Genomic DNA, 13,584 nt, shown 5'->3' on the forward strand with positions numbered 1-13,584 from the left:
GTAAATTTATAAGCGTTGGATAGCAGGTTAAAAATGATACGTTCTATCTTATCCTGGTCAAAACTGGTTTTAAATTCATCCACTTCGGCATCAAATACAAAGTCGATACCTTTTTGCTCGGCCACATCTGTAAACGAGTACGACAGGTCGCGAATAAACCCAATAATATCCCCCGGGTGATTATGCAGCTTAAGCTCCTGGTGCTCCATCTTCCTAAAATCCAGCAATTGGTTTACCAGGTTCAGCAGCCTTTTGGCGTTACGGTTAACCAGCAACAACTGCTTTTGTATTTCGGGCTCCTGTGTTTGTTTAATGATCTTATCCACCGGGGCCATAATAAGCGATAGCGGCGTGCGGAACTCGTGACTTACGTTGGTAAAGAACTTTATCTTCATCAGGTCAAGCTCGTGCAGGCGGTGGGTTTCTTCGCGTTCCTTCTCCAGCAAAAATTGCGCGCGAATCTTTTGGATACCCCTGTGGCGCAGGTAAAACAAGGCGCCCACAAATGCCAATGCATACAATATGTAGGCAAAAGTGGTTTTCCACCAGGGGGGCAGAATAGTTACATGCAGTAAGATCTCCTTGCTGTTCCAATAACCGGGGTTTGATGCACGTACTTTAAAAGTATAGTCGCCGGCATCAAGATTGGTGTATACCACTTTGCGGGTAAGGTTATCTGCCGGGATCCAGGCTTTATCAAAGCCCTCCATCATGTATTCAAACTTTACCTTATCGGCATCAAAATAATTAAGGGCGGCAAATTCTATCCCAAAAACATTTTCGTTATGGTTTAGTTCAACCGAGTTGGTTTGGGTAATAGCCTGCTGCAATACCACCTTGCCGTACAACTTTTCGCCAACGGCAATACTTTTGTTAAACACCTGGAAATCGGTAAAAACCAGCGCCGGGCTATTTTTACTGGTGCGCAAACTGGCCGGCTTAAAAATATTAAAGCCATTGCCGCCGCCAAATATGAGTTCGCCGCTGCGGGTTTTGTAGGCCGCGTTCATGGTAAATTCCCTGCCTTGCAAGCCATCCCGCTCGTTATAGTTCACAAAACGGAACCCTATCTTATCAGCCCCACGGGTCACTATAATATTAGAGAGGCCGTTTGGTGTACTTGCCCAAATATTATAGTTATCATCCTCCCGCATCTCTATCACCGTATTATCCGGCAAGCCATCGGCACGGGTAATATTGGTGAACTTATTTTTTGCGGGGTCGAGCACGCTCAGCCCCTCGCGGGTGCTTATCCATATCAGCCCGCTGCTATCTTCTAATATACTGTTGGTATTGTTATTTACCAGGCTGTTGGGGTTCTTCTCATTATGTATATAATGGCTAAAGCGGCCTGTTTTTCTGTTCAGTACATCAACCCCAAATGAGGTAACTATCCATAGGTTTTTATGCCTGTCCTCCATCAGTGCCGATATGTAGTTGGAGTAAAGCCCCTGCTGGTCGCCCAGTTTTAGTTTATAATGTTTAAAGGTATCTGTTTTACGGTCCAGCAGGTTTAAGCCACCCGCAAGCGTACCCACCCAAAGGTTGTTATCAGAATCCTCAATAATAGACCACACCCTGTCTTCAGATAAACTGCCCGGGATGGCATCATTATGCCGGTAATGCTTAAATGTTTTGCCGTCAAAGCAATCCAACCCGCCAAAGTAAGTGCCCAACCAAAGCTTCTGCTCGTGATCGAGAAACATAGTTACAATTACATTATTGGTAAGGCTGTTGGGGTTGTTGGCATCGTGCAGGTATTTTTTAAAGCTGCCATCCTTGCGGTTAAAATAAACCAGGCCGCCGCCATTAGTACCCAGCCATAGGTTGCCGTACTTATCTTCAATAAACTTATTTACATCGCTAAAGCTCAGGCTGCCGGGATCTGATAAATGGTGCGTGTACAGCGGGAACTTGATAATACTTTCGTGGTAATAACTAAGGCCTCGCTTGTAAGTACCCACCCAAATAATGCCGGTATCATCCTTATACAGCATAATTATGCTGTTTTGGCCGATGGTTTTGTTATCATCCTCGCGGTTGGTGATGTACTTTATTTTAAAGTCTTTCTTATCCAACAGGTTTACACCACCGTGGTCGGTTGCTATCCATATACGGTCTTTATCGTCCTGTATCAGGTTTGATACTACGTTGGTGTTTAAGCCATCGGGGCCGCTGCCTTTATCAATATGCTTAACAACGGTTTGAGTTGAATTGATGTAATACACGCCCGATGAGTAGGTAGGCACAAAGGCCCAAACATCATCCTGTCTGTCAATAAAAACCCGGTATCCTGTGTTTAACCCCCAGGGCAGGGCGTTTAACTGTTTGCGGTAATTAACCCGGTAGGTTTTAGGGTCAATACACTCTAACATGCCCTTGTTGTATACCAGCCAGATATTTCCTTTTGAGTCTGACGTAATATCGGCAACGGTATTGCTATAAATGGATGTAGCAGAGCCCGGCTGATTACTAATGTGAGTAGTTGTTTTGGTTGATGCATGGTACTTATAAATACCCGAACTTACATTCAGGAACCAGAAATTACCAAACTCATCTTTTTTAACAGCAGACAACCCTTTACCCGGAATATTGATTTTTTTAAGGTAGCGCCCCACATCATGGCTAAAACGCTCGGTGACGGGGTCATAAATATTATAGCCATTGCGGGTTTCAATCCATAGCTTGTTTTCGGGTCCTTCGGCAATGCTTACTATAAAATCATCGTTAAGGCTGGTAGTATCGCCCTCAATGTGTTTATACACTTTAAATTTGTACCCGTCGTACTTATTAAGCCCGGATAGTGTACCGAACCACATAAAACCCTTGCTATCTTTAAGCATGGTATTTACCTGGTTATGCGATAGGCCGTTAGAGATATCCAGCCGTGAAAACTGAAACTCGTTATTTTGCGCCGGGGCTGCAACCGCTATAAACAGTGCAAAAAATGCATATATACATGCCTTGTAAGCTATTTTCCTCTCTTCCCTCATGAATTTACTTACAGCCCTACTTATAAAAGGATAAGCCGGTATCAAATTAGTTTGTAATTATAATTGGTGTATCAAACATAACCAAATTAAAAAGTAAGCCATAATACTATTTTTACATTTCTTAATGGTTACTTAACCATTAAAATTTATTAATCAATCTATTTTTGAGGATATTACGTTAATATACGCATTGCCGGTATGATACTTTTATTTCACTTTGGCATTATATTTAGTCTGCACTTATAATTCTTTAAAAAGTTATCAGTGCGTTTTAAGCAATTATTACATTTTACTGATTAACTTTTAAAACAATTTGGTCAATCTGTTTATCTATATCTTTGTTAAGTTATACCTTTGCCACATTAATGGATAGCGTAAATAATACCACCAACCCTGCCCCATCGCGTATAAAAAAAGCGCGAAATAAAGTGGCGGATTTCTTTTTGATGCTATACAGGGTTTATGCCTTTGTATTGCGTTTTTTTAAGGAAGTATTTTTGCCTCCTTACGAGTTTAAAGAGATAGTACGCCAATGCTATGAAACGGGCGTACGTTCGTTTACGTTAATAACGCTGACAGGCTTTATTGTAGGTGTTATTTTCACTAAGCAAAGCCGCCCTTCCCTTACCGATTTTGGCGCTACATCGTGGCTGCCGTCGTTGGTTTCTATCGCTATCATGAAGGCCCTTGCACCACTGGTTACCGCGCTTATTGCTGCGGGTAAGGTAGGCTCAAGCATAGGTGCCGAACTTGGCTCTATGCGTGTTACTGAGCAAATTGATGCCATGGAAGTATCGGGCACAAAACCTTTTAAATTTTTGGTTTGTACGCGTGTTATCGCAACAACCATCACCATACCTTTATTGGCCACCTATACAGCTTTTATTGCTTTAATAGGCGGATACTTGAATGTAAGCCAAAACGAGGGTACCAGCTACAGCGTATTTATGGAGCAGGCGTTTGAGCCATTAACTTTTATTGATTTTTGGGCATCGCTTAGCAAGGCTATTGTGTTTGGTTTTACCATTGGCATTGTGGGCTGCTACCAGGGCTACAACTCTACCAAAGGTACCGAGGGGGTGGGTAAAGCGGCCAATGGCGCAGTTGTAACAGCCATGTTTTTAGTGTTTATTGAAGAAGTTTTAATTGTGCAGATAGCCGGATGGTTCCGCTAATATAAAATGGAAAAGCAAAAGGCACATATCGATAAAAATAACACCGTTATCAAGATCCGCGGGGTTGAAAAATCTTTTGCCGATTATGATGTACTTCGTGGTATTGACCTTGACCTTTACCAGGGTGAGAACCTGGTGGTGCTTGGCCGGTCGGGTACGGGTAAATCTGTATTAATTAAGCTGATATCGGGTTTATTAACTACCGATGCAGGCACTATAGAGGTTTTGGGAAACGATGTTACCCATATTAGCCAGCGCGCACTGGAAGACCTGCGCATCCGCATAGGCTTTTCTTTTCAGAACAGCGCCCTTTATGATAGCATGACCGTGCGAAAGAACCTGGAGTTCCCGCTGGTGCGCAACCGCAAGGGCATTACCCGGGACGAGATCAATAAAAATGTGGAAGAAGTATTGGAAGCTGTTGGCCTTTCGCAAACCATTAACCAAATGCCGTCAGAGCTTTCGGGCGGGCAGCGCAAGCGTATTGGTATTGCCCGTACGCTGATACTGAACCCCGAAATTATGCTTTATGATGAGCCAACCGCAGGACTCGACCCCATTACCTGTATCGAAATAAACGACCTGATAAATGAGGTGCAGCAACGCTACCATACCTCGTCTATCATTATAACGCACGATTTAACCTGTGCTAAGATGACCGGCGACCGTATAGCCATGTTGCTGGACGGACAGTTTCAGCGGGTGGGCACTTTCGATGAGGTATTTGCTACCACCGACCCGCGCGTTAAACCTTTTTACGATTATAATTTTATACAATAGATATTAGTACCCCATTATATGGATGCATCAGAAAATAGAAATTCAATAATTGTAGGCGTGTTTGTACTGCTCGGCGTGGCCGTGTTTGTAATAGGCGTGCTTACCCTTGGCGGCCAGCAAAAAAGCTTTGTAAAAAGCATACACATCAGTTCGGTATTTAACGATGTATCGGGCTTGAAAAAAGGGAACAACGTGTGGTTCTCTGGTGTAAAGGTAGGCACCATCAAAAACTTAACTTTTACCGGCCCCGGCCAGGTTGATGTGGTAATGAGCATTGACGCCAGCACACAGCAATACATTCACCGCAACGCGGGTGTACGCATCAGCAGCGACGGTTTGATAGGAAACAAGATCATTGTGATTGATGGCGGTTCGCCGCAGGCACCTATTGTACAGGATGGTGATGTTTTACAATCAGAGAAACTATTATCAACCGATGATGTAATGAAAACCCTGCAGCAAAACAACCAGAACCTGCTGGCCATCACTACTGATTTTAAACAGTTAAGCAAACAAATACTGGCAGGTAAAGGCACCGTTGGTACTTTATTAGCCGATAGCAGCATGGGCTTGCAGTTAAAACAAACCATGCGTAACCTGCAGGCCGCTACACAAAGCGCCGCGCAAATGGCGGTAAGCTTAAACAGTTTCAGCAATAAAATGAACACCAAAGGTGGCTTTGCCGATAACCTGCTTACCGATACCGTTACCTTTAACCGCATCCGTGCATCGGTTGGCCGTTTAAAAGAGGCTGCGGATAACGCTACTATATTGACTGATAACCTTAACAAGGCCAGCAATAAGCTTAACACTACCGATAATGCACTGGGTGTTTTACTAAACGACCCAAAAGCAGCGGTAAAAGTGCAAAGCACATTAGATTACCTGCAACAAAGCTCAATTAAACTAAACGACGACCTGGAAGCTGTTCAGCACAGCTTTTTACTAAAAGGCTTTTTTAAGAAAAAGGAAAAAGCCAAACAGGATAGTATAAAGAAAGCGATGTAAAGAATTTAAAAGCGATGTTGATCATCGCTTTTTTTGTGTTAGGTATTCTCCGAAACGTCATTGCGAGCGATAGCGTGGCAATCTTCGACATGCTTATAGTCGACTTTTCTATCGAAGATTGCTTCGTATCTCGCAATGACGCGTGTTGATATTAAATCCAAACCATCCACCCTCTCCCCTGTTGCTTATATACATCAACAGAAAATAATATGCGCCAGTACAGGACACACATTTGGCAAACTTTAGGATTAGGTGCAATAGCCGGGGTGCGTGCAAGTGCCGCTCCTGCCATTGCAAGGCATATGAGCACCGGGTTTTACCCCGCCTTGTCGTTCCCGGGTATGATGTTTTTGCGGTCGCCGGTTACTAGTATGGCTACCCAGCTATTCCGTGCCACCGAAAACGAACAGGCAAAGGCAAACCGTAGTGCCGATACTTTAGTATTCTCTGATCTTGTCGCCAACATTGCATCAGGTGCTTTTGTAGGTGCTGTAATTTTCAGGAAAAGCAAGCAAAGTATGCTGCCGGGAATGGTAATAGGTGCGGCGGCAGCACTGGCAACCAGTATAGCCAGCTTTTACCTGCGCAAGCATGCCGATAAACTACCCGATGCTACCAAACACCTTACCGGCGCATTCGGTGATGCGTTTGCTTATAGCAGTGGCGTTAGTTTAGTTAAATAAAAACTACTCTTTCAGCTTTGTTGGTACTCTTTTTTCTGTTGGGAGCTCCTGGTATTTTTTGTAGCAGTCGTTAAGGTAATTTACCAGGTTAAAATCATTTGCGGAATAAACAGCTGGGGTTGGGGTGTACAAGGTTATAAAGTTATCCAGTTCCGGGCCGGTTAATGGTACGTAATTGCCAATGGTTTTGGGCGTAAACACCAGCGATATGTTGTACATGATATCATACTTCCGTTGTTTCTCTTCTAGTTTTGCTTTTTTCTTCGCATCTTTTTTCCAATACCAAATACGCCATATAATGCCGCCCGTGAGATACCCCTTCTTATCTCGGGCATAAACAACCGGTTGCCCATGATACAGCGGATCGTAATAAGTATTTATGTTCTTGGTTTCGGCAGTGGTAATATTTACCGGTTGCAGCTCGTTATTTAAAGGCTCTAAAAAAATCTCTTTGGCCCATGGCTCGGTTACCAACAAAGTATCAACGCTATATGCAAACCCTTTAAAGGTTAGCAGGTCGCCGTTTTTAGCGGGGATAGAAAAGTTACCCGTGTTATTGGTAACGGTTGCCTTTTTGCTGTTGAGGTTCTCTACCCTTATGCCTGCAAGGCCTATTCGGGTTTTCAGTTCAAGTACCCGCCCGTTAAAAGGTGCCTGAGCAAAAGCGGCTGATGAAAAGAATAAGGTGATAAGAAGCAGGTAACGCGCCATGGCTTAAAATTATTTAAACCTGCCGGGTTTTCGGCAGTTGGCGGCAACATTTAACTTTTATTAACACAATAAAAGCCTTAAGTTTATTAACACTTAAACAAGTACAATCAAACAAAGAAATTTTATTAACTGAATATTATTTTTTTGATTAGATTTAGATGCCGAAATAAACAATTATAAATACTTTTGATAGCCCTTAAATACATTTGATTTAAACTTGAAACAACAGTTAACATATACTGACGCTTCATTACCCGCAATAAAGCAAAATAAACATAGCTTATATACTAACTATAGTGCTATGCTATTGGGTTATATACAAGAGGTAGTTAAGGAGCAAGCCATTGCCGAGCAATACCTTATTGAGATTTTTAACGAATTAAAAGCTGACGACATTAAGGAAATGATGGCAGCCGGCGTAAACACTTTTTTGCGTTTACAGCAAATAGCCCGTAAAAAACTTTCGTCGTTCATTACTACGGTTGAGGATTGTGCCGACCAGGCCGAGATCGCAATCAAAAAAGCTATAACCGGCAACAAGTTTATTGATTTGATGGCCCCCGAACAACAACTTGTTTTTTGCGGCGTGCATTATCATGGCAAAACTATTGTTAAACTTGCCGCCGAGTTAAATAAACCCGAAGACACCATAAGGCAATTACTAAGAGAATCGTTTACTATTATCAGGAATAACCGTAATGATACAGCAGTACATCAATAGCGGCATATTAGAAGCCTATGTAACAGGTTCTGCCTCCGAACAGGAGGTAAAGGAACTGCTATACATGAAGGCCAACCACCCTGAGGTAAACATTGCTTTACAAGAGCTTGAAAAAGACATGGAGCTGATTGCACAGCAAATGGCTATAACCCCGCCCGAGCGTACCTGGGACAGGATATCTGACACCATTGATGAACTGATACTGCGCCAAACCAGCGATACAGAGAAATTTACCGGTCGCGATAATGGTAACGGTCAAAACTCCACCAAACCCGCCACCGGGCCGCAATACATAGAAGTGGAAGCCGAAAGCAACCACATGAAGGTGCATAAAATATGGAAATGGGTGTTTGCAGCGGTATTTGTTTTGGGTAAAATATTCCTGGCCTTTGCTATTTATTTTTACCTGGAAAACAGGCAGGCCCAACAGCAGCTTAAAGAAATAAAAACCGAATTGCAGCGACTAAAGCGTTAAGCAACTGCAACCGCACTCTTTCATAACTTTTCTCCGGTTAAATTGATGTCTAAACGCGTTTAAAACTGCATTATTCTTAAACCTTTTATACCGCCACAGGTTGTATAACAGGAGGTAACACACATCATGACAACTTCACAAGACAGGGCAGGCACTTCAAAAAAATCTGCAACAAAATCAACGCCGTCCGCAAACAAGGATCTGGAAACCCAAATGCCGCTCAGCGAAAAAGACGAGGTTAAAAAAGTCGAGCAGCGGATGAACAAGAACACTAAAAAAAGCTGATCAGTTCAGCTCAAGCATAACAACTGATTTTGCCGGCAGGGTAACCACCAGCTTACCATTTTCTTGTTTGGCACCGGTAAAATTACGCAGTGTAATTTTTAAAGGCTGGCTAAAAGTGTTTACATCGGTAATATTAGCTGATGTAAGTATTTGCCCGGTAACTGTTTTCCATTGCAGGCCCTTTAATTCCGTGCTAATGTTTACCGTTTTATTCATATCGATATTTACCAACGACAGGTGGATCTTGCCCGCCGCATCCTGCGAAGCAGAAACATTTACAGCCTTTAAACTCCTACCATCCACCTCGTAATTTGGCGAGTTAAGCGCTATGTTCAGATATTTAGCATCCTGGTGCACTTTGTACATATCAAATACATGGTAGGTTGGCGTTAATATCATTTTTGTTTTTTCGGTAAGTATTAAAGCCTGCAATACATTTACGGTTTGCGCAAGCTCGGCCATCCGTACACGGTCGCTGTGGTTATTAAAAATATTTAAAGTGCTTGCTGCTATCAACGCATCGCGCAGGCTGTTTTGCTGGTATAAAAAACCGGGGTTTGTACCAGGCTCCGGATCGGTCCATATCCCCCACTCATCTACCGCTAAGGCCACCTTTTTTGCAGGGTCGTATTTATCCATAATGGCCGAATGTTTGGTAACCAGCTCTTCCATTTTAAAGCAGTTAACCATGGTATTAAAGTATTCCTTTTCGTCGAAACTGGTTGCAGAACCCTTTTTGTTCCAGTTACCGGTAGGTATGGTATAATAGTGCATAGATAAGCCCCACATCATACTATTGGGGATATTTTTCATGCACACCTCTGTCCAGTTATAATCATCGGAGTTGGCACCACTGGCAATTTTCTTTAAGGCTGCACCGGGGTAATTTTTAGCGAAGGATGCATACCGCTTAAATTGGTTTACATAATAATCGGGGGTCATTTCGCCGCCGCAACCCCAGCTCTCGTTACCAACTCCCCAAAATGTTACTTTGTATGGCTCGGGATGGCCATTCTGTTTACGCATATTAGCAACCGTGCTGGTACTGTTAGAGTTTAAGTACTCTATCCATTTAGACATTTCTTCTACCGTGCCGCTGCCTACATTTCCTGCAATATAAGGCTCGGTATTCAACAGTTTGCAAAGCGCTAAAAACTCGTGGGTACCAAAGCTGTTATCCTCGGTGATGCCGCCCCAGTTGGTATTAACCATTTTAGGCCTTTGCAAACGCGGGCCAATACCATCGCGCCAATGATACTCATCGGCAAAACAGCCACCGGGCCATCGCAGGTTGGGGATCTTTATTTTTTTCAACGCCTCTACAACATCAAGCCTTATGCGGTCTTGCTTTTTAACAGGCAGGTTTTTATCTACCCAAAAACCATCGTATATACCACGGCCCAAATGCTCGGCAAACTGCCCGTAAATATGTTTGCTGATCACATGGTCAGACACGCCGGTTATAGTAATGCTGCCATTGCTTTGCGCAAAAGCACTAAGCCGAAAACAGATCAGCATCAAAAGGAAAAGTTTTCTCATAAACAATAAGTGTATAATTTACATTTAAAAGTATGCAGTTTTGTGGAGCTTTTATAATTTATTATAAAAATAATAAATACCGGTCCTGTTGGTTAAGGAAAAACAAGATAGCCGACGCGCCTTGTACGGCCAATTGCTTTTTCATAAATTGAACCCATTATGAAGCACTTATTGGTTTTAGTTATCGCTCTGTTTTTTATTCGCCCTGCTTTTGCGCAGGACGCCCGGGCTATCTGCATAAAAATAAACGAGTTGAATACCGTTGTTTTAAATGGCACCATAATAAGGCCCAAAGCTGCCAACCAATTTAAAACACTTATTTCGCAGCTACACAAACAGGTAACAGATGTGCCCGGGGCTTCAGACAGATGGGTGTTCCCGTTAAAAGGATATAACTACCGCGCTGTTGGCGGCACAAATGGTAACGGCTACTCTGATAAAGGATACAATTACCTTGATGGCAACAAACACACCGCCCACCCCGCGCAGGATATTTTTATAAATGATAAAAACCAGGATGGGCTCGATGATAAAACCCATAAACCGGTTGATGTTTTAGCGGTAAGTGATGGCTATGTTATTGCCTGCAGCGATACCTGGGATTCTACCAGCACACTGCGTGGCGGCAAGTACATCTGGATCTATAACGATTACCACGGGTTAACTTACTACGCACACAACCGCGCCATATTTGTAAAACCCGGCGATAGGGTAACCCAAGGCCAAAAAATTGCCGAGGTTGGCCGTACCGGTTTTAACGCTTACAAAAAGCGCTCGCCCACGCATTTACATTTTTCGGAGTTTAATGTTGATAATGGCATCCCGAAGCCGGTGAACCCTTTTCAGAAACTTAAAAACGTTAGTATCAGCAAATGAAAAAGCTTTTAATCTTTCTCCTGTTACTATCGCTGGTTTCTTTTACCCCGGCAGATAACGTTATCAGTCGTTTTAAGCCATCGGCCGGGTATAAACATCTTGCCGTTACTCCCGGCAGCTTCGGGGCGTACCTGCAAGGCCTGCAATTGCTGCCCGCAGGTACCCGTACCAAAACCTATACCGGCAGTATAGCCCGTACCGATCCACACACCGCCGCGGTTGTTGATATGAGTATTGGCAGCCAGGACCTGCAACAATGTGCCGATGCCGTGATACGCCTGCGTGCCGAATACCTGTATCAGCAAAAAAACTACAAAGCTATTGCCTTTAATTTTACCAGCGGTTTTAAATGCGACTATATCCATTATGCCGATGGATACCGCTACGCTGACGGGCGCTGGGTGTTAAAGGGAAAGAAGGATTACTCGTACCCCAACTTTTTAAGATACATGACCCTGGTATTCTCGTACGCGGGTACCTTATCCCTGCAAAAAGAATTACAGCCCGTTACCAACCTCGCCGATATTAAAGCAGGCGATGTATTTATAAAAGGCGGTTCGCCGGGCCATTGTTTTATAGTGATGGCTGTAGCAGAGAACGCCGCTCATAAAAAACAGTTTTTACTTGCCCAAAGCTTTATGCCCGCCCAAAACATACAGGTATTGCAAAATGGTTCGCCGTGGTTTAGTTTAGATAAGGTAGCCGAAATTCCTTATGGTGAGCTGGTGGATGCAAAGTATTTGAAGCGGTTTTAATACCTCTGTTTAGCATGTTACTGCCTTAAGCGATAAGTATAATACCCCTTTACAACCACGCTTTTTTGTAGTGTATTGTGTACACAATTGGTTTCTGCGGATATACTAAACTCCTTTTAAAAGAGTTTATTTTAAACAGGCCTCCTACCTAACAAAAACCCTCCTTATTACACTTTCATGTTCAAAATTAATGTGTTAAGGCACGGCTATTGCATTATAAAAGTTGAACTATTTGATTAATTTATGAGACACCTACTTGAAGATTTGCTTCACCTATTTGTTATTTTTATGATGGTGGTGTTTGTAATAGGCGGTATTTTAGCTGTTACAGGCACGTTTGATCATTGGACAGAACGTTACCGTTTAAAGAAACGCCGGCGCCGTTTGTTAAGGGACCGGACAAAAACTACCACTAACCCAGGCAACATCAGCAATATACCCTATTATTCTACCCAACCCGATAAAGAAACAATAACCTATAAGGTTAATGCACCTGATGAAATATAAAGTTTAAAAGCCCCCGCAAAACACGGGGGCTTTTTCGTATCTAAATATTACGCCTTTGTTACAGTTACTTACTGATACTATTTATATATTTAAAAAAATATATAAGCCATGAAGAAATTATTTTTTATAGCCTCGATAATTGCACTCTCGATTACAGCGAAAGCACAAGAGGCCGCAAAGCCCGAAATACCCAAGTTATATAACCCGGCGGCTGATGCTAAAGCAGAAATTACCGCTGCTGTTAAAACCGCGCAGGCACAGCATAAAAATGTACTGCTGCAAATTGGCGGCAACTGGTGCGTATGGTGCTTAAGGTTTAACGACCTGGTAACCAAAGATGCCGAACTTAACAAATACATGAACGATAATTTTGTGGTGTTACACGTAAACTGGAGCCCCGAAAACAAAAACGAAAAAGTACTTGCCGACTTAGGCTACCCGCAGCGTTTCGGTTTCCCGGTGTTTGTTGTGCTTGATGGTAAAGGCACCCGCCTGCATACGCAAAACTCGGGTTACCTGGAAGAAGGCAAAGGCCACAGCAAAGCCAAAGTGATGGAGTTTTTTGAAGGCTGGTCGGCAAAGGCGCTTGATCCTAAAAGTTACGTAGAGAAGGAAAAGGCTAAGTAAGGTGATTAGAGGTTAGTGATTGGTTGATTAGGCCTGTCAAGCAGCGATGGCTTGTGCGATTCCTTCCTTGGGGAAGGAGGTGGAAGGGGTTAGCGGTCACCCGAATATTCATTAACCCCTCCCTACCCTCCCGGGGGGAGGGAATTAAAATATAGCCAAAACAAAAGAGGGTTATGCATTCAGCATAACCCTCTTTTGTATATAATAATCGACCGGAAACTAATCTCCAGTCACTAACCTTTAATTACTATTACTCAATAACACTTACTTTAAGCATATTGGTTTTGCCTTTTTTAACAATTGGCACGGCAGCAGTATTAATAACCACATCGCCAGCATTAAGCAATTGCTCTTCTTTAAGGATGTTGTTTACATCGGCAATAGTTTGGTCGGTGCTTTCGGCCTTGTCGTAGTAGAAAGCCCTTACGCCCCATACAAGGCTAAGCGCG

At 43.1% G+C, this 13,584-nt stretch carries 15 protein-coding genes; 11 read left to right on the forward strand and 4 right to left on the reverse strand.

The window, feature by feature from the left end; translation table 11 throughout:
• The coding region (locus tag WC615_RS19080; RefSeq protein ID WP_372979663.1) for a two-component regulator propeller domain-containing protein at window positions 1-2,993 on the reverse strand (2,993 nt) is incomplete at its 3' end.
• 446 nt (window positions 2,994-3,439) lie between these two features.
• Here WC615_RS19080 and WC615_RS19085 point away from each other — a divergent pair.
• The 4 genes from WC615_RS19085 (at window position 3,440) to WC615_RS19100 (ending at window position 6,639) form a co-directional block, all read left to right on the forward strand.
• Window positions 3,440-4,168, forward strand: a complete 729-nt coding sequence (locus tag WC615_RS19085) for an ABC transporter permease (protein WP_224746671.1) — start codon at window positions 3,440-3,442, stop codon at window positions 4,166-4,168.
• A 6-nt stretch (window positions 4,169-4,174) separates the two neighbouring features.
• Window positions 4,175-4,948 carry an ABC transporter ATP-binding protein gene (locus WC615_RS19090; protein WP_372979664.1) on the forward strand — a complete coding sequence of 258 codons (774 nt, stop codon included), beginning with the start codon at window positions 4,175-4,177 and terminating at the stop codon, window positions 4,946-4,948.
• 18 nt (window positions 4,949-4,966) lie between these two features.
• Window positions 4,967-5,956, forward strand: a complete 990-nt coding sequence (locus WC615_RS19095; protein WP_372979665.1) for an MlaD family protein — start codon at window positions 4,967-4,969, stop codon at window positions 5,954-5,956.
• Between the two features lie 209 nt (window positions 5,957-6,165).
• Window positions 6,166-6,639: a hypothetical protein gene (locus tag WC615_RS19100; RefSeq protein WP_372979666.1), complete on the forward strand. Its 474-nt coding sequence runs from the start codon at window positions 6,166-6,168 to the stop codon at window positions 6,637-6,639.
• A gap of 3 nt (window positions 6,640-6,642) precedes the next feature.
• On the opposite strand, the gene WC615_RS19105 is transcribed toward WC615_RS19100, so the two are convergent.
• Window positions 6,643-7,350, reverse strand: a complete 708-nt coding sequence (locus WC615_RS19105; protein ID WP_372979667.1) for a hypothetical protein — start codon at window positions 7,348-7,350, stop codon at window positions 6,643-6,645.
• Between the two features lie 301 nt (window positions 7,351-7,651).
• On the opposite strand from WC615_RS19105, the gene WC615_RS19110 reads away from it, so the two are divergent.
• The 3 genes from WC615_RS19110 to WC615_RS19120 all read left to right on the forward strand — a co-directional run bounded on the left by WC615_RS19110 (window position 7,652) and on the right by WC615_RS19120 (window position 8,831).
• Window positions 7,652-8,071, forward strand: a complete 420-nt coding sequence (locus WC615_RS19110; protein ID WP_372979668.1) for a sigma factor-like helix-turn-helix DNA-binding protein — start codon at window positions 7,652-7,654, stop codon at window positions 8,069-8,071.
• Complete coding sequence (locus WC615_RS19115) at window positions 8,049-8,546, forward strand: hypothetical protein (protein ID WP_372979669.1); 498 nt, start codon at window positions 8,049-8,051, stop codon at window positions 8,544-8,546. Before WC615_RS19110 ends, WC615_RS19115 begins: the two co-directional genes overlap by 23 nt.
• A gap of 126 nt (window positions 8,547-8,672) precedes the next feature.
• On the forward strand, window positions 8,673-8,831 hold the full coding sequence (locus WC615_RS19120) for a hypothetical protein (protein ID WP_372979670.1): 159 nt from the start codon (window positions 8,673-8,675) through the stop codon (window positions 8,829-8,831).
• Here the strand turns inward: WC615_RS19120 and WC615_RS19125 are convergent, their stop codons facing one another.
• Complete coding sequence (locus tag WC615_RS19125; protein ID WP_372979671.1) at window positions 8,832-10,370, reverse strand: alpha-N-arabinofuranosidase; 1,539 nt, start codon at window positions 10,368-10,370, stop codon at window positions 8,832-8,834.
• 159 nt (window positions 10,371-10,529) lie between these two features.
• Here WC615_RS19125 and WC615_RS19130 point away from each other — a divergent pair, with 159 nt between their 5' ends.
• The 4 genes from WC615_RS19130 (at window position 10,530) to WC615_RS19145 (ending at window position 13,135) form a co-directional block, all read left to right on the forward strand.
• Window positions 10,530-11,246 carry a M23 family metallopeptidase gene (locus tag WC615_RS19130; RefSeq protein ID WP_372979672.1) on the forward strand — a complete coding sequence of 239 codons (717 nt, stop codon included), beginning with the start codon at window positions 10,530-10,532 and terminating at the stop codon, window positions 11,244-11,246.
• Entirely contained in the window at window positions 11,243-12,001 is a 759-nt protein-coding gene (locus WC615_RS19135; RefSeq protein WP_372979673.1) for a DUF4846 domain-containing protein, read from the forward strand. The genes WC615_RS19130 and WC615_RS19135 overlap by 4 nt, the downstream gene beginning before the upstream one ends.
• A 243-nt stretch (window positions 12,002-12,244) precedes the next feature.
• Window positions 12,245-12,508, forward strand: a complete 264-nt coding sequence (locus tag WC615_RS19140; RefSeq protein WP_372979674.1) for a hypothetical protein — start codon at window positions 12,245-12,247, stop codon at window positions 12,506-12,508.
• Window positions 12,509-12,616: 108 nt separating this feature from the next.
• On the forward strand, window positions 12,617-13,135 hold the full coding sequence (locus tag WC615_RS19145; RefSeq protein ID WP_372979675.1) for a thioredoxin family protein: 519 nt from the start codon (window positions 12,617-12,619) through the stop codon (window positions 13,133-13,135).
• Window positions 13,136-13,385: 250 nt separating this feature from the next.
• Here WC615_RS19145 and WC615_RS19150 read toward each other — a convergent pair.
• Window positions 13,386-13,584 (reverse strand): pyruvate kinase alpha/beta domain-containing protein (locus tag WC615_RS19150; RefSeq protein ID WP_372979676.1); only part of this gene is annotated, 199 nt, incomplete at its 5' end.

It is taken from the genome of Mucilaginibacter sp., from assembly GCF_041663085.1.
Classification (GTDB): domain Bacteria; phylum Bacteroidota; class Bacteroidia; order Sphingobacteriales; family Sphingobacteriaceae; genus Mucilaginibacter.

What these genes read in the sequence shown, in the direction of transcription:
- WC615_RS19085 (WP_224746671.1), top strand. Translation starts at nt 3,440, where the DNA reads ATGCTATACAGGGTTTATGCCTTTGTATTGCGTTTTTTTAAGGAAGTA.
- WC615_RS19090 (WP_372979664.1), top strand. Translation starts at nt 4,175, where the DNA reads ATGGAAAAGCAAAAGGCACATATCGATAAAAATAACACCGTTATCAAG.
- WC615_RS19095 (WP_372979665.1), top strand. Translation starts at nt 4,967, where the DNA reads ATGGATGCATCAGAAAATAGAAATTCAATAATTGTAGGCGTGTTTGTA.
- WC615_RS19100 (WP_372979666.1), top strand. Translation starts at nt 6,166, where the DNA reads ATGCGCCAGTACAGGACACACATTTGGCAAACTTTAGGATTAGGTGCA.
- WC615_RS19105 (WP_372979667.1), bottom strand. Translation starts at nt 7,350, where the DNA reads ATGGCGCGTTACCTGCTTCTTATCACCTTATTCTTTTCATCAGCCGCT.
- WC615_RS19110 (WP_372979668.1), top strand. Translation starts at nt 7,652, where the DNA reads ATGCTATTGGGTTATATACAAGAGGTAGTTAAGGAGCAAGCCATTGCC.
- WC615_RS19115 (WP_372979669.1), top strand. Translation starts at nt 8,049, where the DNA reads ATGATACAGCAGTACATCAATAGCGGCATATTAGAAGCCTATGTAACA.
- WC615_RS19120 (WP_372979670.1), top strand. Translation starts at nt 8,673, where the DNA reads ATGACAACTTCACAAGACAGGGCAGGCACTTCAAAAAAATCTGCAACA.
- WC615_RS19125 (WP_372979671.1), bottom strand. Translation starts at nt 10,370, where the DNA reads ATGAGAAAACTTTTCCTTTTGATGCTGATCTGTTTTCGGCTTAGTGCT.
- WC615_RS19130 (WP_372979672.1), top strand. Translation starts at nt 10,530, where the DNA reads ATGAAGCACTTATTGGTTTTAGTTATCGCTCTGTTTTTTATTCGCCCT.
- WC615_RS19135 (WP_372979673.1), top strand. Translation starts at nt 11,243, where the DNA reads ATGAAAAAGCTTTTAATCTTTCTCCTGTTACTATCGCTGGTTTCTTTT.
- WC615_RS19140 (WP_372979674.1), top strand. Translation starts at nt 12,245, where the DNA reads ATGAGACACCTACTTGAAGATTTGCTTCACCTATTTGTTATTTTTATG.
- WC615_RS19145 (WP_372979675.1), top strand. Translation starts at nt 12,617, where the DNA reads ATGAAGAAATTATTTTTTATAGCCTCGATAATTGCACTCTCGATTACA.